This window comes from Paenibacillus sp. KN14-4R, assembly GCF_052180255.1.
Taxonomy (GTDB): domain Bacteria; phylum Bacillota; class Bacilli; order Paenibacillales; family NBRC-103111; genus Paenibacillus_AM.
Map to the genome: position 1 here is coordinate 825,435 of NZ_CP197466.1, position 24,272 is coordinate 849,706.

Annotated in this window: 19 protein-coding genes; 15 read left to right on the plus strand and 4 right to left on the minus strand. The window is 41.6% G+C overall.

The window, feature by feature from the left end:
* Position 1 precedes the first annotated feature (1 nt).
* The 13 genes from ACSBOP_RS03990 to ACSBOP_RS04050 all read left to right on the plus strand — a co-directional run bounded on the left by ACSBOP_RS03990 (position 2) and on the right by ACSBOP_RS04050 (position 18,518).
* On the plus strand, positions 2–1,162 hold the full coding sequence (locus tag ACSBOP_RS03990) for an ACP S-malonyltransferase (RefSeq protein WP_442603176.1): 1,161 nt from the start codon (positions 2–4) through the stop codon (positions 1,160–1,162).
* 40 nt (positions 1,163–1,202) lie between these two features.
* Positions 1,203–4,970, plus strand: a complete 3,768-nt coding sequence (locus ACSBOP_RS03995) for an SDR family NAD(P)-dependent oxidoreductase (protein ID WP_442603177.1) — start codon at positions 1,203–1,205, stop codon at positions 4,968–4,970.
* Positions 4,971–4,988: 18 nt separating this feature from the next.
* Positions 4,989–9,491 carry an SDR family NAD(P)-dependent oxidoreductase gene (locus ACSBOP_RS04000; RefSeq protein ID WP_442603178.1) on the plus strand — a complete coding sequence of 1,501 codons (4,503 nt, stop codon included), beginning with the start codon at positions 4,989–4,991 and terminating at the stop codon, positions 9,489–9,491.
* Positions 9,484–10,698 carry a beta-ketoacyl synthase N-terminal-like domain-containing protein gene (locus tag ACSBOP_RS04005; RefSeq protein WP_442603179.1) on the plus strand — a complete coding sequence of 405 codons (1,215 nt, stop codon included), beginning with the start codon at positions 9,484–9,486 and terminating at the stop codon, positions 10,696–10,698. Before ACSBOP_RS04000 ends, ACSBOP_RS04005 begins: the two co-directional genes overlap by 8 nt.
* Positions 10,695–11,438, plus strand: a complete 744-nt coding sequence (locus tag ACSBOP_RS04010; RefSeq protein ID WP_442603180.1) for a thioesterase II family protein — start codon at positions 10,695–10,697, stop codon at positions 11,436–11,438. Before ACSBOP_RS04005 ends, ACSBOP_RS04010 begins: the two co-directional genes overlap by 4 nt.
* The gene (locus ACSBOP_RS04015; protein ID WP_442603181.1) at positions 11,435–13,036 is read left to right on the plus strand and encodes a non-ribosomal peptide synthetase; all 1,602 of its coding nucleotides are present in this window, start codon (positions 11,435–11,437) and stop codon (positions 13,034–13,036) included. Before ACSBOP_RS04010 ends, ACSBOP_RS04015 begins: the two co-directional genes overlap by 4 nt.
* Positions 13,017–13,676: a hypothetical protein gene (locus tag ACSBOP_RS04020; RefSeq protein WP_442603182.1), complete on the plus strand. Its 660-nt coding sequence runs from the start codon at positions 13,017–13,019 to the stop codon at positions 13,674–13,676. Before ACSBOP_RS04015 ends, ACSBOP_RS04020 begins: the two co-directional genes overlap by 20 nt.
* Positions 13,677–13,690: 14 nt before the next feature.
* Positions 13,691–14,365, plus strand: coding sequence for a 4'-phosphopantetheinyl transferase family protein (locus tag ACSBOP_RS04025; protein WP_442603183.1), 675 nt, complete (start codon positions 13,691–13,693; stop codon positions 14,363–14,365).
* Between the two features lie 179 nt (positions 14,366–14,544).
* Entirely contained in the window at positions 14,545–15,198 is a 654-nt protein-coding gene (locus tag ACSBOP_RS04030; protein WP_442603184.1) for an accessory gene regulator B family protein, read from the plus strand.
* Positions 15,179–15,346 carry a cyclic lactone autoinducer peptide gene (locus ACSBOP_RS04035; protein WP_442603185.1) on the plus strand — a complete coding sequence of 56 codons (168 nt, stop codon included), beginning with the start codon at positions 15,179–15,181 and terminating at the stop codon, positions 15,344–15,346. Before ACSBOP_RS04030 ends, ACSBOP_RS04035 begins: the two co-directional genes overlap by 20 nt.
* A gap of 169 nt (positions 15,347–15,515) precedes the next feature.
* Positions 15,516–16,817, plus strand: a complete 1,302-nt coding sequence (locus ACSBOP_RS04040) for a sensor histidine kinase (RefSeq protein WP_442603186.1) — start codon at positions 15,516–15,518, stop codon at positions 16,815–16,817.
* 11 nt (positions 16,818–16,828) lie between these two features.
* Entirely contained in the window at positions 16,829–17,563 is a 735-nt protein-coding gene (locus ACSBOP_RS04045; protein ID WP_442603187.1) for a LytR/AlgR family response regulator transcription factor, read from the plus strand.
* Between the two features lie 19 nt (positions 17,564–17,582).
* Complete coding sequence (locus tag ACSBOP_RS04050) at positions 17,583–18,518, plus strand: MBL fold metallo-hydrolase (RefSeq protein WP_442603188.1); 936 nt, start codon at positions 17,583–17,585, stop codon at positions 18,516–18,518.
* Between the two features lie 100 nt (positions 18,519–18,618).
* Here ACSBOP_RS04050 and greA read toward each other — a convergent pair whose 3' ends face one another.
* The 4 genes from greA to ACSBOP_RS04070 form a co-directional block, all read right to left on the minus strand.
* Positions 18,619–19,095 (minus strand): transcription elongation factor GreA, encoded by a 477-nt coding sequence (greA, locus tag ACSBOP_RS04055; RefSeq protein WP_442603189.1) that lies wholly within the window; start codon positions 19,093–19,095, stop codon positions 18,619–18,621.
* Between the two features lie 191 nt (positions 19,096–19,286).
* Positions 19,287–19,376: a putative holin-like toxin gene (locus ACSBOP_RS04060; RefSeq protein WP_442603190.1), complete on the minus strand. Its 90-nt coding sequence runs from the start codon at positions 19,374–19,376 to the stop codon at positions 19,287–19,289.
* Positions 19,377–19,484: 108 nt separating this feature from the next.
* Positions 19,485–20,327, minus strand: a complete 843-nt coding sequence (locus ACSBOP_RS04065) for a 1,4-dihydroxy-6-naphthoate synthase (RefSeq protein ID WP_442604366.1) — start codon at positions 20,325–20,327, stop codon at positions 19,485–19,487.
* Complete coding sequence (locus ACSBOP_RS04070; protein WP_442603191.1) at positions 20,327–20,992, minus strand: futalosine hydrolase; 666 nt, start codon at positions 20,990–20,992, stop codon at positions 20,327–20,329. The genes ACSBOP_RS04065 and ACSBOP_RS04070 overlap by 1 nt, the downstream gene beginning before the upstream one ends.
* A gap of 382 nt (positions 20,993–21,374) precedes the next feature.
* Between ACSBOP_RS04070 and ACSBOP_RS04075 the strand changes: the two genes are divergently transcribed.
* Together ACSBOP_RS04075 and ACSBOP_RS04080 are read left to right on the plus strand one after the other, a co-directional pair.
* Positions 21,375–21,917 carry an ECF transporter S component gene (locus tag ACSBOP_RS04075; RefSeq protein ID WP_442604367.1) on the plus strand — a complete coding sequence of 181 codons (543 nt, stop codon included), beginning with the start codon at positions 21,375–21,377 and terminating at the stop codon, positions 21,915–21,917.
* Between the two features lie 27 nt (positions 21,918–21,944).
* Entirely contained in the window at positions 21,945–24,251 is a 2,307-nt protein-coding gene (locus ACSBOP_RS04080) for an ATP-binding cassette domain-containing protein (protein WP_442603192.1), read from the plus strand.
* Positions 24,252–24,272 lie beyond the last annotated feature (21 nt).

Here is a 24,272-nt window from a genome sequence, read left to right on the forward strand (position 1 = left end):
AATGAAAATTGCATTATTGTTAGCAGGACAAGGAACCAAGGTAACGGAGCAAGTGAAAGAGCTGTGGTTGAACAATATTGAAGCCAGACGACTGATCGAAGTGGCAGAGGCGCAATTGCAAGAACCGATTGAAGCGTGGCTCACATCGGATTTGAGTCAAGATACGAGAAAAGCGCAATTGGTAACTTATATCGGTTCCATGTGCATGTATCAACTGTATAAGGAAGCGATCGGGCTCTATCCAAGTTATGTGCTGGGTCACAGCTTAGGTGAAATTACAGGCTTAACAATCGCAGGTGCGATGAGCTATGAAGAGGGCTTGCAACTCGTCGATATTCGTGGCAAAGCAATGAAAGCTGTCACCGAAGGCAAAGAACACTTAGGAATGATGGCGATTTTCGCATCCCCACAACGTGTAGAGGAATTGTTAGCGGGCTCCGACCAAATCTATGTTGCGAACTATAACTCTCCTAAACAGACGGTTATTGCAGGACCGAAACAAGAACTTCAGGAGTTCGCTAAACAGAACCGTTTGGAGAACGTATTGCTCGGTGTGAGCGGAGCATTCCATACCTATCACATGCAGGAAGCAGCTGATCGCGTATATGAGCAATTAGGGGAATTTACGTTTAACCCGAATTTGATTACACAAGTGATCAGCAATAAACACGCCTCATCTTATCCAATTGATCACATTCGTGAGGAAATCGCAAGTCAAATCGTAAGTCCAGTGAAATGGAATCAATCCATCGATCTCGCCAAACATAATGGTGTGCAATTGTTTGTGGATCTTTCGCCAAATGGTATGTTCGTGAAAATGTTTAAAGAATCAAGTTCGATTTTTGCTTTCCATAACGAAGACAATATTGCAGCATTGCGCACAGAGCTCAAGGATGATATTGAAGTCAGTCGGCACTATGACTTGTACGCTCGTGCTTTAGGTGTAATCGTCTCAACGAAGAACAATAGTGACGATGCAGAAGCTTATGAAAATATCGTAATGACAGGTTACAACCAAATTAAGTCCAGAATTGGTGAGAAAGTGACGGGAGAGGATATCGGTAAGACGTTATCGTTATTGGAACTGATCTTGCGCACGAAGGAAGTACCAGAAGACGAAATTATGGATTACCGTAACAAGCTGGCATGGAAAGTGGGATAAGTTCCTGTAACACATAAATGAAGGAAGGAGATGATTCGGTTTGCAAACAGGGGATATTGCGATTATTGGCTTGGATATTACGATGCCTCATTGTAACAATCAAGACCAAGTATGGCGCTTTCTAAGTGAAAAACGTGTGTCGAGAAGGAAATTTCCATCCGAACGATTAGATCAGATTGGGATATATGACGAAGCGGATCAATTTATGGAAGGCTCTTATTTAGACCAGATTGATCAATTCGATCATAAGTTCTTCCACATTTCTCAGAAGAGCGCTGACTATATGGAACCTAATCAAAGGCTGACACTGCTAAGCGCGACAAGAGCATTGCATGACTCTGGCTACTTGGACAAAATCAAAGGAACCCATGCAAGTGTATATGCGAGTGTGAACACGACACAGCAATATCAATATTTGGCGCTGCTGCAAGAGCGCAAGTTAAAGCCGGATTTACTCGGAATGTTGAACTCCACCATTTCTAGCCGCATTCATTATATTTATGATCTTAAAGGTCCGTCGGTTATGACGGACACAGCATGCTCCTCTTCACTGGTTTCCGTGATTCAAGCGTCTAATGCATTACGATCAGGTACCATTGATTACGCTATCGTCGTCAGCTCAAACCTTTATGTAAAGCCTGGTTATAAAGCAGATAAATTAGTTGATATTTTGGCTGGAGATGCGAAAACCAAAACTTTTGATGAACGAAGTACAGGGACCTCGCTTGGAGAAGGTGTATGTGCTGTTATTTTGAAAAGGCGGGAGGATGCGGAGCGGGATGGCGATTACATTTATGGCGTCATCAAGAACTATGCGATGAATAATGATGGCCTAACGGTGAACATGTCATCCCCTAACCCGCTTGCACAGGAAAGCTTGATTGAACAAGCATGGTCCCCTTTTACAAATGATCTGAAACATTTGGCATTCATCGAAGCGCATGGGACCGGAACAGCCGTCGGCGATACGATTGAATTTGAGAGTTTGAATCACTTTTTTCGGCAGCAGCAAGTAACGAAGCAATCCGTCGCATTAACAGCATGTAAGTCGAACTTCGGACATTTGGATGTCGCATCAGGATTATTTTCGATAATTAAGTCAGTGTTAAGTTTAAAATATCGTACGGTTCTACCTCATCCCGATTTTGTGATTCCGAATGAAGATATAGAGTTCGAAGACTCGATCTTTTATATTCCGGATCAATGTCAACCTATTGGTGAAAAGGCTCTAGCAGGTGTCAGTTCATTCGGTATGACGGGTACGAATGCCCACGTTGTGCTAGAGGGCTATGCAAGTGAAAGGGTTCATAACGTAAATGATTTACCTCTTCAGCTGCATTCGTATTGGTTCCCGCAGGAGATGAACTCTTTTGCAATCGATCATACCCTACAGCTTATTGAAACGGAGGACGTTTTGACAGTTCAATTTCCGCTTCATGTTAATAAGAATTGGGAGATCAAGGAACATAAGTTCAATCGAGAGCATCTGCTCGTAGGTACCAGTATATTTGAGATGATTGCGCAGAGTTTGGAGCATTCGACTTATAGTCTGGAACTTTACAATGTGCACAATCTTCATATCCTGAACCAGCTTCGCATCCAAGAAGGTGCATTTCCAATTGTGCTCGTTTTGGATAAGGAAAGTTTGAAAGCAACAGTCTCTTTTACAGCAAAAGGGGAAGAAAATCGGAAATGGATGCAATTTGATTTGAGGAAGAAGGAACCACATAGTAGGCAGAAGGACAATGTTCAGATGGACTTTCTTCTTGATGATTCGGATCTACATGAAATCACCGTCACGAATCAAGTTGGCGAAACCGATGAGACCGATATTTCGATCTCTGCTAGATGGAATGTTGTCGATCAGCTATGGGTCAATGAGGAGCGAACGAGAGCGATTGTGAAGCTGCGTATACCTACAGGATATGAGAAGGAGTTTAAGTTGTATCATTTTTACCCTTCGATCTTGGATCCGGCTTTTAATGCACTGAATCGGTTAGCTGAACCGGATGATATCTTGTTCCCATGGCATTGGAGCGATATTGAATTTCATGCAACACGGCTAACGGGCGAACAATTTTATTCAGAGATTCGTGTGCGAGAGAAGACAACGGATGAACGAGGTAACATTATTCTCTCGTATGATATTCGCTTGTACGATGCGAACCGTCATGTGATTTTGTCAGTGGATAATTACAAAGTAAAGAATGCGCTGACAGGAAGCGTCGCAGAGCGAAGTTCCTTTTTCAAACAGGAGCAATTCATTCCTACTACATTCGGAGTTCATGAGAATCAGATCAGGTCGTTAATCCTTATACATGAATCGCTACGAGATCGCGTGATAGAGGAAACTCGTGATTCACTTCAAGATCCGGTGCTTTATTTTGACCAATTATCGGATTTACAGCAGTTCGAACTTCGTCATGAGGAAGTCGAACAGATTTACTTCTGGGATCGGAATTATGACGATGAAGCAGCGATTGCAAGCCATACGTATGAGCTAGGTCAATTTCTGTTACGAGTCAATAAGGAACTCAAAATCAAATCTTTCTACTATGTAAGCTCAGGTATTTTCGGGTTTGATGGAATGAATGCATTAAACCGCAGTATTGCGATGGGGACGTACTCGCTTCGATTGGAGATGAATTATCGGATTGGGGTGATCGATTCCGACGATCAGATGCATGTCGATCAACTAAAGCAAATGGATCTGGAGCAGGAGGACTTCATCGTTGCACGTCATCATCAATTTCATCGAATTCGCTTTAAAACGTTGAGATTGGCCCCAGAACAAACGCCTAAATTCAACAACTGTAAAAACATATTAATCGTAGGTGGTGGATCTGGCATTGGTCTAGCTTATACACGCTATGCAGCTAATCTCTATCCAGATGCTCGAATCATTGTTGCAGGTCGTAAGCCAGCGTGGACGGCAGAATCGATTCCAGAAAATGTTCGTTACGTATCGATCGATATTACAGATGAGAATCAACTTCAGCAATTCACAGCTGCGCATCATGAAGGTATGGATTATGTTCTTAACTTTGCGGGTGAACCAGGAAAAGGTCTGTTCATAAATAAGACGCATGCTGAGTTTTGTGAGCGAACACGAAGCAAAATTAATGGTTCATTTCATTTAAGCAATTATTTTCCGCAGGCAAGGGAGATCATTCATTTCTCTTCTCTAGCTGGTCTGATCGGGGCGATGGGGCAAAGTGAATACTGTGCAGCGAATGCGTATCAATCCGGTTTATCGTATGGTGATGATGGTGTGAGGGCATTGAATTTAACTGGATGGGAAGATGTCGGAATGTCCGCGGGCAAGGAAGATTACTATTTCGAGAAATTGCACAGCGAAGCGGGTGTGAAGCTGATTGATTGGTTTGTTCAATCTGATGTGAAGCAAGCTTCGATGTTCAAATTAAACCATGCGGCAGATGACTATTCTTCTCTTTTCCAGAAGATTACGAAAGCACATACGCACAGCTCTCCCGAATATGAAGCAACGACTTCGAATACGGTTCAAGGTGAAATTGAGGATGCGTGGAAGCGCACACTTGGTGAGGATGTATATGAGACTGGGATTAGCTTTTTTGAACAAGGAGGCGATTCCATTACAATTGTGCATTTGTGTGATGAACTGAACAAGGTGTTCCCAGGAATCTTCGATGTGACTACTTTATTTTCGATACCAACCATTCAGGGACAAAAGGAATGGGTCGAACAAACCCTTCAACCTGAACACTTACCTGAAGCTAAAGATCAATATGTGGATGCAGCAGACATTCTAGCATTTTTATCAAATTAGTTGAAAGAGGCGATAGCGATGAAAGTAAGTGAGTTTATTTTTGATCAAGTGAAAAAAGGGAGTTTAGACGCCATAACTGGCAAAGAAATGTTAGAAGAAGTCATGCCAGATGATATCGCAATTGTCGGTATTTCTTGTGAGTACACCAATGTTAAGGATACTTTCGAATTCTATAATGTCGTGAAAAATGGGATGCGCGGTTTCAAGACGTTTCCTGAAAATCGGATTCCTTACATTCCTAAAGATCACAGCTATTTATACAATGGCGCCAATTATCTAAAAACAACAAAAGAAGATTTCCTCGATCGACTCTGCCGAGAAAAAGGAGCTTACTTGGACGATATTGATGCATTCGATCCGCAATTTTTCGGGATTTCGCAAGAGGAAGCGAAGTATATTGATCCGACACATCGACTCGTGATGAAACATTCCTATTTAGCTCTTGAAGATGCTGGCATTCGATTAGATAAAATTAAGGATAGTAAAACAGCAATATATATTGGAAAAGATAAGTCGATTACTGCGAATTACCGTTCTGAGATTGAGGAGGACTCCAACTATGTTAACTCGGGATGTTGGGAAGGAATTTTGGCCAGTCGCCTCAATTATATTTACAATTTATCCGGTGGTTCATTCGTCATCGATACGGCTTGCTCCTCCTCTTTAGTAGCAGCTCATCTAGCTGTCAAAACGCTGCGTGATAAAGAAATCGATACGGCGCTCGTTGGCGGGATTGCACTTGGTTTGTTCCCAAGACAAGGTAGTGTTATCGATCAATACAGCAACGTCGAAACTTCACGCTCGTTCCTGAAAGTGTTCGATGTGGAATCCTCAGGGACAATATTTGGCGAAGGAGTCGGACTCGTAGTCTTGAAACGTCTGAAAGATGCTATTGCGGATAATGACAATATTTACTCTGTTATTCGCGGCAGCATGATTAATAGTGACGGTAAATCTAATGGTTTGACAGCTCCTAATCCACATGCACAGAAAGATTTATTGCTTGATACTTATGAGCGCAGCCAGATTTCACCTGAAACCGTCGAGTATATCGATGCGCATGGTACAGGAACAAAATTAGGGGACCCGATTGAGGTCAGAGGTTTGACAGATGCTTATAAAAAATATGTGGACAAAAAAGGATTCTGTGCATTGACCAGCTTAAAGGAGAATATCGGTCATACTGTTGGTGCAGCTGGGGTTGGTGGATTAATTAAAATGTCGCTTGCCTTGCGTAACAAGGAAATTTTCCCGAATCAGTCTTTCGAGGCGCCTAATGAATACATCAAGTTTGTAGACAGCCCTTTTTACATTCCAACGAAAGCGAAATCATGGAAAAAAGGGAAATATCCACGCCGTGGCGGGATTAGCTCATTCGGGTTTAGCGGTACGAACGCACACGTTATTTTGGAAGAATACGATTACCAACAAGACAGAGACTATGTAGCGCAAGCCTATCCATTCGTCTTTACTGCTCAATCCCAAGAACAGTTATCTAAAGTGTTGAAAAAGTTCATTTTACATGGATCCTATATGCAGTCATACAGCTTGCGTGATATTTCGTATACGTTGATCCATAAACGGAATCATTTTCATACAGGTATTGGTTTTCAAGCTCAGACGATGGAAGAGTTTATGGCTAAACTTTCACAATCTGTTGCATTACTGGACCAGGATAAACATGCAGATGGCGTAATAACCGGTGACATTCAATCCCTTTCAAACGACATGAAGAAAATGATGCAGCACCGTCTGAAAACGAGCTATGACCAATTTACCCTCGATGAACTTATCCAATTGTATTTGGAAGGATATGATCTGGCACTTGAAGCCTTCGATTATGGTAGAGCCGTTACACTTTCTTTACCAACTTATGAGTTTAAAAAAGAAGTACTATGGGCGAATGTGAAAAAGTATGCGACGGACAACAATATCGGTCCTAGCTTGCCTATTAAGTCCACACTCATTAAGCAGCAGACATTAAAGACTGAAAATTCAGACGTTTATGTTGTGACATTATCGCCTCAAGATTGGTATGTTGACGACCATCGAATTGGAGGTAAACGGACTTTTTCAGGTACTACCTATACAGAAATTGCGGCAGAACTTGCAAGCATGTATTTTAACACGCCATCATTCACCATTGAAAAATTATATTTTATGAACCTCATCCAACTGGAGGAAAAGAACAAACGATTCTTGATTCAAGTGAATAAGTCCTCGTCTAAACATTTGGATGTTGAAGTATTCTCTTATGAGAATGATGAGTTAGACAATTATATCAAGCATGCTACTTTTACAATGAAAACTGCAGATGATATCTCCTCAACTAAAGTGGATGTGAATACAGAATTTGAGACTCTGTTACAGCCAGCTTCATTTGGAACGGAGAAAAATAATTTCTTCAAAGGACGTTGGGAATTTGTACAACATAATTTCCGTCTTGCGCAGAAGTCCAAATCCGAAATGCTCCTATCACTTTCATTAAAAGATGAATACCTCCAAGATTTAAATGAATTTTATTTACATCCTTCTATTCTTGACGGAATCATGGGCGCAATGGTGTTTGAACGGGCGTTAACGGTAAGTAAAACCTATTTACCGCTCTCTTATTTTAAATTTACTTATACAGGTTTGCGATTTACTCAAACCGTCTATTCCAAGACAGAATTTCTTTACGATCCAGACGGTGACCATGATGTGATTACCGCCAAAGTAACCGTATATAACGATCAAGGTGAACGAATTGCCTACGTGGATAAATATATGATGAAGGCGTTCACCAACATGTTCTTTAAGCCCTACTTACATCAGGTGCAGTGGGAGAAATCAGCCTACCATCTCGATCTTGCATCTGATCTTCAAGCACGCATATCCGATAAGAAGGTACTTCTAGTTGGTAATAAGGCGGCATCGGAGTATGTGTCCAGCCATGCAGCGATTGAAGTTGATTATGCAGATTATAGCGATGTGAAACAGGTGAAACCTGAAGATAAATATGATTTTGTATTGTATGCACCATGGCTAGGCGAACAACTTCCTGGAAGTGAAGAGATACAGGATCAAATGCGTCATTACTTTGACTTTGCGAAGAATGCGAATAAGTTAGTTAAACGCAATGGTAAAGTGCTGATTGTAGCAGATAATGGGGCTGCAATAGACGGTGATGAAGCAGTGATAAACCCATTGAATTACGCACTATTAAGTAGCGGAAGAATTCTGAGCATGGAGAATACGGGATTCAAGACGCAGATGATTAATATGAAGCAGTTCCAAATCGAGACGGTTCTGGCAATGGCCTTATCCAATGAATTAGATGGCAAGAAAGTACTCTATCAGAATGATACGTTGTACGAAGAATCCCTCGTTGAGTTGAAGGAACTTGATCCTAAATCAATTACTTTTGCAGACACAGATTGTGTTGTTGTGACGGGTGGTTATGGTGGGATTGGTCTGGAATATGTAGATCAATTGCTAGATATGAATTCGAATCTGCATATTGCTATTCTCGGTCGAACAGACACGCAAGCAGTATTGACTAGCAAAGAACAATTATCGGCCGTAGAAGAGAAGAAACTTGAGAAGATCAACAAAATAAAGCAAAAAGGGGTTAACGTTCAATTTTATCCTTGCGACATCTCGTCTGAAGAAGATGTTCGTAAAGTGATTGGGACGCTATCGACCGCTCACCGGATCGTAGGGGTCGTACACTTGGCAGGGGTACCAGAGGAAGGGATGCTGTTCTCAAAAACAGAGCAAGAATTTATGAAAGTTGTATCACCCAAAGTGACAGGAACAGTGCTTCTTCAAAAGTATGCGGCTAGTGAGGCGCTTCAATTCTTCATAACAAGTTCATCCATGACGACAATTGTTGGATCAGCAGGTCAGTTCTCTTATACACTTGCCAATGCATTCTTAGAGGGAGTGGCTTTAACAGACCGTAGAGTTAGAACGGTGCAATGGCCAGGTTGGAATGATACAGGAATGGCGCTCAACTTTGGAGATATCGCAGCTGCTGATGAGCATTTACTAATGAAATCTCTCTCTTCACTTGTCGGTAGACAATATATCAAATTGTCAATTGAGAAAAATGTGAGCAGGCTTATTGTTGGTGAGTTTAATACAGCGAAGGTGACGGACTATTTGGCGGATTACATGCGATTGCCGGGGCAATTGCTTAGTGTGAGTAAAACAGCAGACAGTGGCGGCTCTGCAACCGATGAAGCAGGTTCATATGCCGTTAAATCGTATGAACAACTGAAAATTACGGGCGCAGACCAACAAGATGAAATTGAAATGTTCATTACGGTTGTATTTGCTTCTGTACTGGATCGGGATGAGGTGGATGTCAACAAAAGCTTTACAGATCTTGGCGGGGATTCATTGAAAGCATTCGGTATCTATGCCCCAATTGCGGAGCAATTTAAGATCGATATTGAAGTGGCAGATGTATTCATTTATCCAACAATCACTCAACTAAGTGATTATGTGAAGGAATTGCTGGAGGAAAAGAATGGATAACCGCAGCGTTGTAATCGTCGATTGTATGTATGATTATCCCAATAAAGAAGGTCAATGCGCCAAAGAAATTTTGAGCCTTAAAGATCAAATTTGGGAAAGTCGTCTACGTGAGCTATCCAGTCAATATGATCAAAAATTTGAATATGTAGGTTCATTTGACGGTCTGTTCTATCGTTCAATTGAGGAGAAGTTCAAGGTCGAACACATTCCCATTGAGAAGAGTCGATTCTTACTTTCAAGTGAAAGAATAACGCTGTCCTTCTTCCAAACACTCATAGCGCGTAATCGAATCGGAGCGAAAAGTGACTTGTTACTATCAACAGGTTCAGCCCAAACCGATTTTCTTTCGAAATCCGCTTTGATGTCCAACATTAAGCCGGCTGATGTGGAACATGCGATATCTTTAATTGATCCGCTTTCTTATAACAGGTTCGTGCAAGTGAATCGACCAACTGCAGCTATTGAAATGATTAGCGAGGCTTCGACTTCAGGAATGGGCTCTTTGTACAGTGCTTATCGAAAGATTAAGAATGGCGATTTCAATATTGCGCTGTCAGGGGGCGCATGTGCAATGACTTTCCCTGTTCCGTTTGAACTCTCACATTTTGGAGTTGGAAGCGATCGCTGGATCCGACCGTTCGAAGATATGGCAGCAGGACATTATTTCTCAGAAGGAGGTGCTGCCTTTCTTCTTAAAGAAAGGCAGCAAGCTCTTGAAGATGGCGATGTGATTCTAGCCGAAATTAAGGATATTTCATCTGGCACGATGGGGAACGCGGTGGTGAATCGTAATGCCATTAAGAAGTTAGTAACGAAATCGATAGATCAAGCGGGTGTAGATGAAGAAGCGGATATTTTCCTGGAGTTGTACGGAAGAGGCAACGAAATTGATGATACAGCAGAGATTTCTTGTTTGAAAAATTTGCGAAAAAAATATAACAAATTAAGAGGTGGTTTTCTTAAAGAGAATGTTCAATATGTCGTTGGCTATTACGGGTTAATGGGCTTATGTCGCTTGTTAGAAGCGAAAAAAGAGAATCGTACTATAGTTGGAAGAAAAATTCAACAACCGAACAAATTTATTGGAATCATGAAGGAGGAGCAATGGGCAACGGAGATAAGTGATCAGCAGTTATTATCCATCCTCACTTACAACATGTATGGGAACAGCTATAACTTATTGGTGAAGGCAGGGGATACACAATGAAGCTAATATGCTTTCCTTATGCAGGCGCTCATGTGAATGTATTTACCGAATTGCAGAAGGGTCTGAAGCAAAGAGAATCTGAGATGCAAGTAATCGCAATGGAATACGCGGGTCATGGTAAGAGATTCTCTGAACGTGCGCATAGCTCCATTCATGATAATGTTGCGGATCTATTCCAGTCTTTGCGAGATACACTGGATCAGTCAGAAGAACTCTTCTTACTAGGGTACAGCATGGGTTCTCTTGTCGCTTATGAAATTGCACAATTATTAATCCAAGAAGGTTTTAATGTAAAAAAACTCTTATTTATGGCAGCGACACCGCCACATCGCATTCAAGTAGAGGATGAAGAAGATTTGGACGACGAAGCCTTGATTCAGAAATGCCAAATTTATGGATTGATCAAAGAAAATCAATTCACATCCGCGCAAATGCGTAAGTTGTTCCTACCTGCACTTCGCAGCGATATTGCATCTGTGAATCTGTATAATAACGTGAATCGATATCAATGTCACCCATTCGATGCATCGATTGATATTGCCATATTCCAAGGACTTGAGGATCGATCCGTCACTGACGTGGAACATTGGCAAGATCTTGCACAGCAGGACATTCATTCTTACAACTACCCTGCAGGACACTTCTTTATGAATGAGAATCCGCAGGAAGTCATCGACGACATAATCTATTTTTTGATGAATTCGAAGGCAAGTAAGATTAGAGGAGGAATCGATAAATGACGAACTTATTAGAAATTTTAGGTGAACAAGTCTCGACATTTGAAAAGAAAACGGCAATATCTGAAAGCAGCCGTTCGATTACCTATGGAGACTTAAATGCGCTGTCTAATTGCTATATGGACACTTTGATCGAAGAAGGAGTGAAGGCGAATGATGTTGTTGCAATTGAGCTTGAACGTAGTATTGAAGCGATTGCTGCTATGGTTGCCATATTGAAAGTTGGGGCTGCTTATACAGTTATTAATAAGGATTATCCCGATAGCAGAAAGCAGTACATGCGAGAAGTATTGAATGTGAAGGTAACCATCGATAAGAAGCTGGAACTCAGTGAGGAGCGAAATACGCAGTGGAATTATATCGAACGCACTCCAGATCAGCTCTGCTATGTGATCTTTACATCAGGTACAACATCGCTTCCCAAGGCTGTTGGTATTCCAGATCGCGGTGTGCTTCGATTATTGGGTGAGGCTCGACTTGGTTTCTCATCCGATAAGACGATATCACATATTAGCCCTCTAGAATTCGACGCTTCGATTATCGAGATCTGGGGTGGACTACTGAGCGGAATGACAATTGCTTTGTTGTCCAAGACAGAGATATTAAATATTTATCATGTTGAAAAAAGAATACAGCAAGAAATTGATATGATGTGGATTACAAGCTCCTTATTCAATTTCTGGGTCGATAAGAAACCGGAAATGTTCCAGAATCTGAGTCATGTCATTGTTGGCGGCGAGCAATTAAGTATATCTCATGTGCGGGAAGTATTGAAATACACGACCGTTATTAATGGGTATGGTCCGACAGAGAACACCGTATTTACAACACTCGATGTGATGCAACATGATGTACAAGAGATTGCGATTGGAACACCTATTCATGGAACCCAGGTATATGTAGTGAATGAACAGGGGAATCAAGCAATGGAGGGTGAATTGTACGTAAGTGGTGATGGCGTCGCACTAGGTTACCTCAGTAATCCAGACAAGACGAGGGAGTCATTTATCGAATGGGAAGGCATTCATGTTTACAAGACAGGTGATATAGTTCGGATCAATGAAGAAGGCAAGATTGTGTATTTAGGCCGAAAAGATACACAAGTAAAAATTAATGGTTACCGCATTGATTTACAAGAAATTGAGAACACCGTGCGATCATTAGGGGTGAAAAATTGCCACGCCTTCGTCCAAGAAAAACGCATCTATCTTGCGACCACATCCAGGTATGAGAATTTAAGCAATAAGTTGAAGAAACTGCTCCCAATGTACATGATTCCGTCCAAAATTGCCTATGTCAATGAATTACCATTAACAGCGAATGGTAAGACAGATACGAAATTGCTGTATGAGAGCTTTTTCCTTACAAAAAGCAAAAAACTGGCTCAAATCATCCAAAAGTATGTGCAAACCGATAAGCTGGATGAACATACGAATCTTTTTGAATACAACATCGATTCCATTACCGTGTGGGAAATTGCTAGGGATATTAATCACCACTTTAATTCGGATCTTAGCTTCTTCGACATCATTGAAAATCCGTCCATAAAGGAAATCACAGGTATGCTGGGGGAAGAATACTATGCAGCGAACAATTTATGATTTCTTGTTCCATAAATATGACTTCCTGAATAAAGGTGCAGATACCACGTTTCGTCATCAATTTCAGGAAAATATGAAGTTGTATTGGGGAATAAAGTTGCTTGCCGTTACAGTTTATTTAGGCATATTTTTAAAATTTGTGGGTCGAGACACGTTTCTGCCGAATGATACGTATTGGTTTGTAGGTTGTGTTGTTGCCTTACTAATCGTCATTACGCTTGCTTATTTTAATGTATTTAGTGCCTGGTTCATGATTACACTCAGTAAACATCGGAAGTGGCTGGATACGTTATTAATCTTCTCTGGAATCCTTTTATGCCTAAGTATCTACTTGCCCACTTATGCATTCGGGAACAGCACTTATGATCTTCAGACTCTCCATGATAATTTATTACTTCCGGGTATATTGATGTTTACAATTGGTATGTATCGGAAAATTCACTACAAAAAATCTCGGGCTGTTCCAATTAGTGCGATGTTTAGTCTTCTTGTTTCGGTGGGTATATTTGCTCTTTTTCCAGCTCACTCAATTGGAAAGAGTCTTTATCTCGGTTTTATTTTGCTAGTGAATGCAGGATTTTTGGCTGATATGGTTGTGTTTTATTATCTGCATAACAAATCGAAGGCTAATTATCGATAAGGGTGATGATGGACATGTTAAGTCCAAATTTAATCGAAATTAACAAGCAACAAAAGATCGATGCATCCCTCGTACTGAGCCCTGCAGAATATGAGATCTATCGGAATATGACCAATGAGAGCAGGAGGAATGAATATTTGATTGGAAGATATGCCATTAAGAAGAATATGGCAGATAACGTGCCTTTCTTCGATCTTCCTTTTACAAGCGTAACGGTTGAGTATGGCGCACTTCGGTTTCCAATCATTAAAGATAACCTTATTGAAGTAGGGTTAAGTCATTCGAAGCAATATGTGTTCTCGGTTATTTATTCCAAAGATAACATTGTAGGTGTCGATATCGAGACGATTCGATCTGACATCCCGATTGAAGAAATGTTAAGCAGTGACGAACGGAATTTAGTAGCAGGCTATGATACCCGCCCTGAGTTCGCCTATATCTTCTTTAGCTGCAAAGAGGCATTAGGCAAAGCTCTAAAGATGGGGCTACTAGCGGATTATTCCATCTATGAAATCAATCATATGGATTCTGAGATGCTGCATGGGACCGAGGTTTTCCGACTCCAATTCAAGCGATTTCCGTTCCTAACCGGGTATTCATTCATGAAGAATGAGAAGGAGATATGCAGCCTTGTAGTCCCGAAGAAAATGGATGTGAAGCATATTATCGGATTTCTAATTGCTTCATGAACAGACATCAACCGCCACCTGCAAATAGACTCGTTTCTATTTGCAGGTGGTGGTTTTTGTGTTTGTACAGTTAGGTCAAGAATCCATCCACTTATGATGAGATGTTTCTCATATATTTCCAATCATTACATATATTACATCCAATATGATGAAAACGTTTTCTTTGATTGAAAAGGATTATGATTATTTACAGAGAGGTGATACTTATCAAAGATGATCAAGTTGCACACATGAGTTTGACAGAATCGTTTTCCAGTAGAATGGCCAATTGGTTGAACAAGGAGCGTGGTGGAGAACACATTGACTATTTAAAAATGAAGCTAGGTCTCGAAATGATCTTTATCAATTTGAGTAAAGCCATCATTGTTTACGGAGTCGCTTTTACCCTACACGTATTTATTCAAACCGTAATTGTCCACATCACTTACTTTGCAATTCGGAGATCAGCTTTCGGTTTGCATGCAAACTCTAGTATGGCTTGCAATATCATGAGTGTCATCTTGTTCGTCGGTACTCCCCTGCTAATTGAATACATCTTACTTAACAACTATGTGGTAGCTGGTTTAGGAGTTGTATGTACAACTCTGCTTTATCGATATGCACCTGCTGACACTGACAAATATCCGATTCTTGGTGAGAAGAAGAGAAGAAAATTACGAAAGGAGACGGTGATCGCCAGTCTAATCATTACCTGTATCGCGCTTATTATCCCAAGTTTAGTAGTTAAAAGTTTGATGATATACGGAGTTCTCATTCAAGTATGTATGGTACTACCAATCACCTATAAACTATTAAAAAGGAGCTGTAATAATTATGAAAAATATGAAGGATAAATTGGTGAACGGATTCAAATCTAATGTTTCGAAGTCGGTAGGTAAAATGGCTTTAAAAGGCGGCGAAGTACAAATGGAAACTTGCTGCATCATATTTGGCTATGAACCTAAAATTCCAGCTGAATTACTTAAAATGAAATCAGAATAACAGAGGTAAGATGACGGAGTAGAAAATGCTACTAGATTATCCCATCTAGCAATTGTTAGATGAGGTCGTCTAATAGCATTTTTTTATATAAAAAAATTGACTATTAAAAGTGATTTCGCTATCCTCAAGTAATAGGATATATTATCCAATTTTGGTGGGGAGGACGTAAATGTTACTACTTTTTTCTGAATTGATTCAAGTAATTGCATTATGTGTATCCATTCAAATATTACTACAAAGAAGATTGAATTTGAAAATACTCATTTTCATGATTATCGGTGCAGAATGTATAGCTCACCCTCTATTTCCGAAGTTAGGTGCCTCAAGCATTTTATTTTCACTATTATTTATAATCTTATGTATATTTTGGACCATCCGTAAAATTTATTTAAGTGTAATCATTCCTGTATTTTCTTTGCTATTATTTGTAATCAGTAACTACATCATAGAGATGCTGCAAATCTATTTGTTGAGTAACGTATTACCATCTGATATACAGGGTAACGATTGGTACTTGGTGGTTGCGGTGATAGGTATAGGGATGTTAACGGTACTGCTCAGTTTAGTAGGCAGATCTCTTTTCCGTAAATTTAAAGGACATGATTTGTTTTTCCAGCGATATGGCATATTATTTACGGTACTTAGCATTGTGACTTTAATTATTTTTTATGTGAATATATATATCGGCAAGCAGCAAGGATTTTCAGATGAGAATATTGAAGCGAATAGTATCTTATTTTTGTTCTATTTTGCGCTGCTTCTTGTCGTATTTATCGTGTTATCTCGTAATGTTTATAAAGTGACGATGATGCAAAATAAGCAGGTGCAATACGAACGGTTAAAGGAATATACAGAGAATCTGGAACAATTGTATACGGATATGCAGAAGTTCCGGCATGATTATATCAACATTTTGCTCACGATGTCGGAGTACATCCGAACAAGAGATATGGACAATCTCGAGACGTATTTTGAACAAAAAATAATGCCGATCAGTCGAGGAATGGAGAATAACAATTATAAGCTAGGAACGTTGCAAAATGTCAAAATACAAGAAGTGAAAGGCATACTTTCTTCCAAATTAATTAAAGCTCAAGAGTTAAAGATCGATACATGCATTGAAGTGGTAGAGCCGATTTATAAGTTAAATATGGACTCGGTGAAGTTATGCCGATGCTTAGGAATTATTTTAGATAATGCGATTGAAGAAACGGAGCAGTGTGAGATTCCGACGATTCGTGTGGCTCTAATTCGAAGAGAGGGTGCTGATCTGATCGTTGTCACGAATAGCTGCAGACCGAATGGACCTGAACTGTTCAAGGTGTATGAGAAAGGCTTCTCAACAAAGGGACAGAATCGAGGCTTAGGACTTAGTAATCTCAAAGAAATCATATCGCAATGCGACAACGTAACACTGGATACACAGATCAAGGATGAACAATTTATCCAAGAGATAGAGATATTCGAGTAAGGGGGAGAAGCATGTTAGAAGTATTCGTGTGTGAAGATGATACTGAGCAGAGGAAACGCCTGACAACCTACATTGAGAACTATATTATGATGGAAAACTTAGATATGAAGGTCGTTATTTCAACTGGAAATTCGAATGATATCATTCAATATCTAAAAGAGAACCGCGTGACAGGCTTATATTTTCTAGATGTAGATTTGCAAGAAGAACAAAGCGGTATTGCCCTAGGAGCAGAAATTCGCCAATATGATAATCAAGGTTCCATTGTTTTTGTCACTACACATTCGGAATTGACGTACTTAACATTTACGTACAAAGTTGAAGCGATGGATTACATTACGAAAGACAAGTTCACGGATATTCAAAAAAGGGTCATCGATTGCATTGACACAGCGAATCAGCGTTATTTGCAAAATCGGCATAGTAACAAAAAAATATTTCAAACCAAAACAGGTGATAAAGTCATTAGCGTCGATTATAGTGACATTTTATTTTTTGAAACCTCGCCACAATTACATAAGATATTCCTGCATGCGACGAACCGGCAAGTGGAATTTTACGGGAAATTAAAAGATATATTGGAGATGGATAGTCGGTTCTATCGTTGTCACAATTCGTATGTCGTTAATAAGGATAATATTGCAGAAGTGGATATGAAAAAACGTGAGATCCGAATGATTAACGGTCAGATCTGCTACGCGTCCAGTCGGTTCCTTAAAGGCTTGAAGGACATCGTACAACACTAAGAAAGAGGAGAAATCGGACATGATTGAATTGAGCACACTCATCCAAGGCCAAGACAAGTTGCTGCCAGATTATCATGCAGATTTGAAAGTTGTTCTCTTAGGAACGGGTTCACCACGGGCTGTCTACGGGGTATCAAAGCCGGGAGTAGCGGTTTTAGCGGGTCATAAAGTGTTCTTGGTGGATTGTGGGTCAGGGACAGTCAATCAGTTAATATTAGCTGGCATTATGCCGCAACGAATTTCGGATGTGCTGTTTACGCATCATCATAGTGATCACAACTCAGGATTTTTCGATGTATTTATTAGTAGTTGGCGTACCCATGTCATTCCAGGTGCTGTCTACCGTAACCGTACCGTTCCGATGCAAGTATATGGTCCTGAGACGACCCAAGCTATTATTGGACAGATGGAACAGTCTTTTGCTTTCGATGTCAATCTTCGGATTAACTATAACAAGTCCGCACTCGACGGCTCCCGTATCGAATATCATGAATGTAATGAGGGGGTCGTGTACAATCAGGATGGCATCCGTATTACTGCCTTTGAGGTAGATCATCGTCCTGTGTATCCTGCTATTGCCTATAAATTCGAATTTAATGAGAAATCGGTCGTGATTTCCGGAGATACGATTCCGGTAGCGAATATGATCAAGTATGCCAAGGGTACTGATTTACTCATCCATGAAGCTTATAACAAGGAATGGCTTGATGCCTTAATTCAGATGTACCCGGATGAAGCTGTGGGGCTGAATAATCCGGCTAAATATCACACCACAACGCTCCAAGCTGCGGAAATTGCCCATCAAGCAGGCGTGAAGCATCTACTACTCACGCATCATATTCCTGCTCCCGCCAAGACACAAGAAGCCGCGGATGCCTATATCCAAGGGATGCAGGAGATTTACAGCGGTCCAATTACAGTCGGCAGAGATTTAATGGAAGTGGATTTAGGGTAAATTATGATAAATCGTATAAAAGGGGACTATCCCATAAGGTCATGGACCTTAAGGGATAGTCCCCTTTCATTCTTCGATTCTTTACCTTACATGCTTACAATTAGTTCATTGCCCGTATTTCAAGTATTTCATATTTCATTTCGCCCATAGGCGCGCTTACCGTCACAGTGTCACCAACGGATTTGCCCATTAGCGCAGTACCAAGCGGACTTTCGTAGGAAATTTTGTTCTCCATGACATCTGCCTCAGATGGGCCAACTATACGGTATTCAAGTTTTTCAGCGAACTCGAGGTCATTGAGTACGACAAGTGATCCAACATGAACGCTAGATGTATCTACGCTATCGGCAATACGTGCGACCTTAAGCATGCGTTCAATCGTAATGATCCGCGTTTCCATAAATCCTTGTTCTTCCTTAGCAGAATGATATTCACTGTTTTCTTTTAGATCACCATAGCTGATCGCGGTTTTGATCCGAGCTGCAAGCTCTCTTCTTCTAGGGCCTTTTAGTTCTTCAAGCTCTTGCTCCAATTGATGAAGACCTTCTTTAGTCAAAATGATTTCTTCTTTAGACATCGATGCGACTCCTTATTCTCAATTGCATACGGCATGAGATTTTATTATTTAATCTTATCATTCTACACGATATAGGCAAATCATGCGAAAAAAGAGTCAGATCCAAGAAAACAATCTGACCCGTAAGACGGCTTGGAATTGGCGGAATGTCTCTTAGTATGGTTTCAAACCACGACTAAAGCCAGCTAGAATTATTTGTTCCTCTTGTCAATGTAAGTCAACAATGTGAGTATGAACAACCCAAATGCGAACATGATTGAAAGAGCTTGGAATACATCCATTTGAACAGCCTCCACCTTTCAATTGAGGTGTCCGCCATAGTACAAGCCGCTTACTGTAAATTATGGCAATAATTAGTAAAATATGGTAGATGCCATTAGAACTATTTTTTATAACAATAATTTGTCCAAGTTGATATCGGGCGTAAGCCCTTCTTCAGCGGCGCGGCTGAGAAGAGTCGTTACAGCGGCATAGCCATCTTCACCTAGATTGGCAGTGAACTCATTCACATATAATTGAATGTGCTGCTGTACGACATCGGGAACCATTTCCTGAGCATGCGCTAGGATATAGGACTGCGAAGCTTCTGGATGAGCCCACGCATATTGTACAGACGCACGTGTCCATTTTGCGATTTCTTCGATTTGGAGAGAGCGATGAGCAATGATCGCACCGAGGGGGATCGGTAGGGAAGTATCAGACTCCCACCAGCTTCCAAGGTCTGTGAGCATGGACAATCCATAGTTGGGGTATGTAAAACGTGCTTCATGAATGACAAGCCCGGCATCAACATGTCCATCACGTACAGCAGGCATAATCTCGTGAAATGGCAGCACGACAATTTCGCCAACACCTCCTGGAACATGCTTGGCTGCCCATAGTCGGAACAGCAGATAAGCCGTGGAGCGTTCGCTAGGTACTGCTACTTTACGACCGGATAAGAGGGCAGGATCAGGAGTTTTAGATAGGCCGCTTCGTGTGAGAACAAGCGGTCCACAGCCTCTGCCAAGTGCGCCGCCGCAAGGAACGAGCGCATAATCATCGAGTACCCAAGGAAGGGCAGCGTAAGAGATTTTAAGCACTTCGGGGCCTTGTTTATTGGCAGCCAAATGATTTGTAATATCAATATCTGCATAAGTTACATCTAGCTTAGGCGCGTTTGGAATCAGTCCGTGCACCCAGGCATGAAAGACGAATGTATCATTGGGACAAGGTGAAAAGGCAATTTTCATCATAATACCTCCTTTATAATTGCAAAAGCTGACTCTAACGCTTTCAGCGCATCGCCAATTCGCCATGCGGCGCGATCACGGGGCCCAACGGCGTTCGAGATAGAACGGATTTCAAGTACGGGTATTCCAGCTTGTTTACACGCAGACGCAATCCCATAACCTTCCATCGCTTCGGCGGTAGCGCCTGCTACGCGATTTGTAAGATCTTCAGCAGTAGCAGCTGTTCCCGTTACCGTTGATAAAGTCAGGATAGGACCCGTATGAACAAGGAGCCCAGCTGTATGTAAAGCATCTACGATAGGTTTCGTTAATTGTTCATCTACGGATATTCGCGTGGAATCACCAAAGCCCAGCTCATCCAAACTGCTGAAGCCATCGGGCGTTTCTGCGCCTAGGTCAGCAGCGATGATTTCACTTGCTACGACGATTGAACCGATCTCGGCTTGTCCAACAAAGCCGCCGGCAATTCCTGCGCTGATAACCAAATCATATGGAGATGAAGCGGCTGTTAAATGAGCAGTCGTGCTGATGGCAGCTGAGATGGGTCCAACACCTGCGATCTGTACATCGAATCTAGAATCGTCTTGCAGTCCGCGTAATACAGCTTCTTTCTCCACTTTAACAGCAGTCATAATCAAAATTCGTTTCTTGCGAGCTGTCGCCATTTTTATATTCCCCTTTGCTATGAACACATCCTTTACTCTATGCAAGTATTATAGACCAACCCAGAATTCGATTCCAGACAGCAAGAAGTTATTGCCATTTCCCTTGAACTATTGTAAGGTATAGTCAATTACATACGAACCGACCGGGTGCTTGAGTGAGTCAGGCTGAGATAGTAGTCATTTTTTCCACTACTGACCGTTAATCTGAACTGGATAATGCCAGCGTAGAGAACATGTTGATTAGGGCCCTTTTCAACCGTCTGTGCATGTGCATTCAGGCGGTTTTTTTGATGTAAATTTACGCCTTAAGGAGAGGGTCATTGTGGCACAACAACCGACCAACGTTAGAGGATTAAAGTTCGCAGATATATTAATTACAGTGATGATTGCACTCGTATTCGGGGTTATTTTTAAGTTATGGGATAGTGTATATGGGGTTGTAAAGTCATTGCCATTATTCCCACAAGCAGGCCAATTAACGTACGGCATGTGGTTCATGGCAGGACCCGTTGCGTTTTTGCTCATTCGTAAGCCAGGCGTAGCGCTTCTTGCGAGTTTAGCAGCAGCCAATGTTTCGTCTTTGCTCGGTTCTTCATGGGGACAGGAAACGATTGTGTACGGTTTTGTTCAGGGACTGGCTGCTGAACTCATTTTTGCAGGTTTCCGTTATCGTAAGCATGGTCTTGTCCTAGCAGGATTCGCAGGCATATTATCTGCTGTGGGTTCATTCCTTGTTGACCTTGGCTATGGTTATGCCAACTACGAAACATGGGTGCTTGTGTTGAAATACGGCTTGCGTGTCGCGAGTGCATTCGTATTTGCTGGCATATTCGCTTACCTTATCGTTCGAGCAGTTGAGGCGACAGGGGTAACAAAGTTAATCCGTCCAATTTCGAAAGAAGATATTGCTTCATTAGATCAATAACGCCATGATGGCGAAGAGGTGTTTCATTTGTTAAAAGAACATAATGAGCCTGCTGTTCATGTCTCGAATTTAAGATTGAAATTTCCTGGAGAGGCGTCCTTCATTTTGAAGGACCTCTCTTTTGCTGTTCCACAAGGTCAAAAAGTACTGCTGCTTGGTCCAAGCGGCTGTGGGAAATCTACGCTGCTGCAAGTGCTAAGCGGAATCATTCCACACTCCGTCGAAGTTCCTCTTAAATATGATAAGATTCAGCTTCCAGCGTCTTGGGGATTTATTTTCCAAGATCCAGATACACAGTTCGGGCTGCCGTTTGTTGATGAGGAATTGGCATTCGTGCTGGAAAATTTACAGGTACCGCGGGAACGGATGGAAAAGGATATGAGAGGGGTATTGGAGCGGGTAGGATTGCAACTGAATGATTTGCATATGCCGATCCAATCGCTATCCCAAGGAATGAAGCAGCGGCTTGCATTGGCTTCTGTCTTATTGCTGGACCCGGACGTGTTATTTCTCGACGAGCCATCGGCTCTATTAGATCCAGAAGGTACCGTGCAAATATGGGATACGGTCAAAGAAATCGGCGCGGATCGCACGCTCATTATCGTCGAGCACAAAATCGAGCAGATTGTCAATTGGGTGGATCGTGTCGTCCTGTTTAATGATAAAGGGGAAATCGTTGCGGATGGGTCAGCTGTTCATATTTTTCATAATCATCATGATAAGCTGCTGGAGTATGGGATTTGGTACCCATCTGTATGGGAAGATTATACTCGGAGCAGTACATATCGCCATATGAAGGATGGTCGACAGTCAAGTCGTATGCATGCGAAGGGTCAGACTGAGGAGCTACTGAAGCTGAATGACTTTACAGGCTACCATCAGGATATGGCGAAAATAACAATACCGCACGCAATCGTTCATACTGGCGATTGGATCACAATTGTTGGTGAGAATGGGGCAGGTAAAAGCACGCTGCTGCTCTCACTCATGCAGCTTCTTCGTACAACAGGTGCCTATCGGATTCAAGGAGAAGAAGTCGGACAACAGAAGAGTAGACGATGGTTTACACGGTTACGTTCAATCCGTAAAGAAGCGTCATCATCTAAGCTGGGATTCGTATTTCAAAATCCAGAAATGCAATTTATTACAAATTCTATTTATGAAGAATTGGCCCACTCCTTGCGACAATCGAAAGTACCTGCTGAACGAATCGATCAAGAAGTAACAACTATGCTGAAAAAGTTCGATTTGCATATGAATGACGAGCGGCACCCCTACCAATTATCTATTGGGCAAAAGCGGCGTCTAAGCGTAGCTACAGCGATAGTCAATGAGCAGTTGATTCTGCTGCTGGATGAACCGACATTTGGTCAAGATGCAAAGAATACAATGATTATCTTGGAAATGCTGGAGCGCCTGCGATCACGAGGGATTGCGATTGTGATGGTGACGCATGATCCGCACATTGTCGAGCATTTTGCTACTGAAGTGTGGACGGTTGAAAAAGGTGTACTGGCTACCGCAACCATAGCTGCTCCAGCAAATACACAGACTTCGACAGGAAGGTCAAGCCGTTTCACCTTCGCCCCCGACAAGCTTACTTGGGCTCACCGCGTGAATCCAGCGCTAAAGTTTACTATTTTTCTCGTCTTGTTACTTATCGTCTTGTTTAATCGCAACCTAGATTTGGCATGGAATCAGATGATCGGCAGCTTCCTAATCCTTTTCTTATGCAGCGGATATCGCTGGCGTAGATTAGGGTTATTCCTGACACCATTTTTATTTATGTTTATTTCCTCCTCTTCTACGATGATTCTATTCGGTAAGGGAGAGCATGTCTGGTGGCAGTGGGGGTTGATACGCATTTCGGAGGAAAGCTTTCATTCAGGGCTTCTTATTGGGTTCAAGACGCTAACATTTGGATTGCTGGGGATGTTCTTTACGCTCACATCGAAGCCGATTCTGCTATTTTACTCGCTGATGCAGCAATTCCATCTCCCCCCTAAATACGGGTATAGCTTCATTGCTTCCATTCGGCTCCTGCCGGCGGTTTGGGAGGAAATATGGATTCGATCGAATGCGCTTCGTGTACGAGGTGTTCGGTATGCAAGAGGAATCAAAGGACTATATGAACGTTTCAGTCTATATGCCGTACCCATGCTAGCGCAGAGCATTCGCCGTGCTCAACGTGTAGCTATTGCGATGGAAGCCAAGCGTTTTCAGATAAAAGCATCACGTACCTACTATTATGTAACGACGTACTCCAGCGTCGATTTTGTATTTATTATTGTCATGGTCTGTTTCGTATGGTTTAGCTGGTTGGTAGCTCAATAATGGGGTATATCCTTGACTATA

Excerpts from the sequence above, each read along its gene's own strand:
- ACSBOP_RS03990 (WP_442603176.1), top strand. The coding sequence starts at position 2 with ATGAAAATTGCATTATTGTTAGCAGGACAAGGAACCAAGGTAACGGAG.
- ACSBOP_RS04000 (WP_442603178.1), top strand. The coding sequence starts at position 4,989 with ATGAAAGTAAGTGAGTTTATTTTTGATCAAGTGAAAAAAGGGAGTTTA.
- ACSBOP_RS04005 (WP_442603179.1), top strand. The coding sequence starts at position 9,484 with ATGGATAACCGCAGCGTTGTAATCGTCGATTGTATGTATGATTATCCC.
- ACSBOP_RS04010 (WP_442603180.1), top strand. The coding sequence starts at position 10,695 with ATGAAGCTAATATGCTTTCCTTATGCAGGCGCTCATGTGAATGTATTT.
- ACSBOP_RS04015 (WP_442603181.1), top strand. The coding sequence starts at position 11,435 with ATGACGAACTTATTAGAAATTTTAGGTGAACAAGTCTCGACATTTGAA.
- ACSBOP_RS04020 (WP_442603182.1), top strand. The coding sequence starts at position 13,017 with ATGCAGCGAACAATTTATGATTTCTTGTTCCATAAATATGACTTCCTG.
- ACSBOP_RS04025 (WP_442603183.1), top strand. The coding sequence starts at position 13,691 with ATGTTAAGTCCAAATTTAATCGAAATTAACAAGCAACAAAAGATCGAT.
- ACSBOP_RS04030 (WP_442603184.1), top strand. The coding sequence starts at position 14,545 with ATGATTATTTACAGAGAGGTGATACTTATCAAAGATGATCAAGTTGCA.
- ACSBOP_RS04035 (WP_442603185.1), top strand. The coding sequence starts at position 15,179 with ATGAAAAATATGAAGGATAAATTGGTGAACGGATTCAAATCTAATGTT.
- ACSBOP_RS04040 (WP_442603186.1), top strand. The coding sequence starts at position 15,516 with ATGTTACTACTTTTTTCTGAATTGATTCAAGTAATTGCATTATGTGTA.
- ACSBOP_RS04045 (WP_442603187.1), top strand. The coding sequence starts at position 16,829 with ATGTTAGAAGTATTCGTGTGTGAAGATGATACTGAGCAGAGGAAACGC.
- ACSBOP_RS04050 (WP_442603188.1), top strand. The coding sequence starts at position 17,583 with ATGATTGAATTGAGCACACTCATCCAAGGCCAAGACAAGTTGCTGCCA.
- greA (WP_442603189.1), bottom strand. The coding sequence starts at position 19,095 with ATGTCTAAAGAAGAAATCATTTTGACTAAAGAAGGTCTTCATCAATTG.
- ACSBOP_RS04060 (WP_442603190.1), bottom strand. The coding sequence starts at position 19,376 with ATGGATGTATTCCAAGCTCTTTCAATCATGTTCGCATTTGGGTTGTTC.
- ACSBOP_RS04065 (WP_442604366.1), bottom strand. The coding sequence starts at position 20,327 with ATGAAAATTGCCTTTTCACCTTGTCCCAATGATACATTCGTCTTTCAT.
- ACSBOP_RS04070 (WP_442603191.1), bottom strand. The coding sequence starts at position 20,992 with ATGGCGACAGCTCGCAAGAAACGAATTTTGATTATGACTGCTGTTAAA.
- ACSBOP_RS04075 (WP_442604367.1), top strand. The coding sequence starts at position 21,375 with ATGATTGCACTCGTATTCGGGGTTATTTTTAAGTTATGGGATAGTGTA.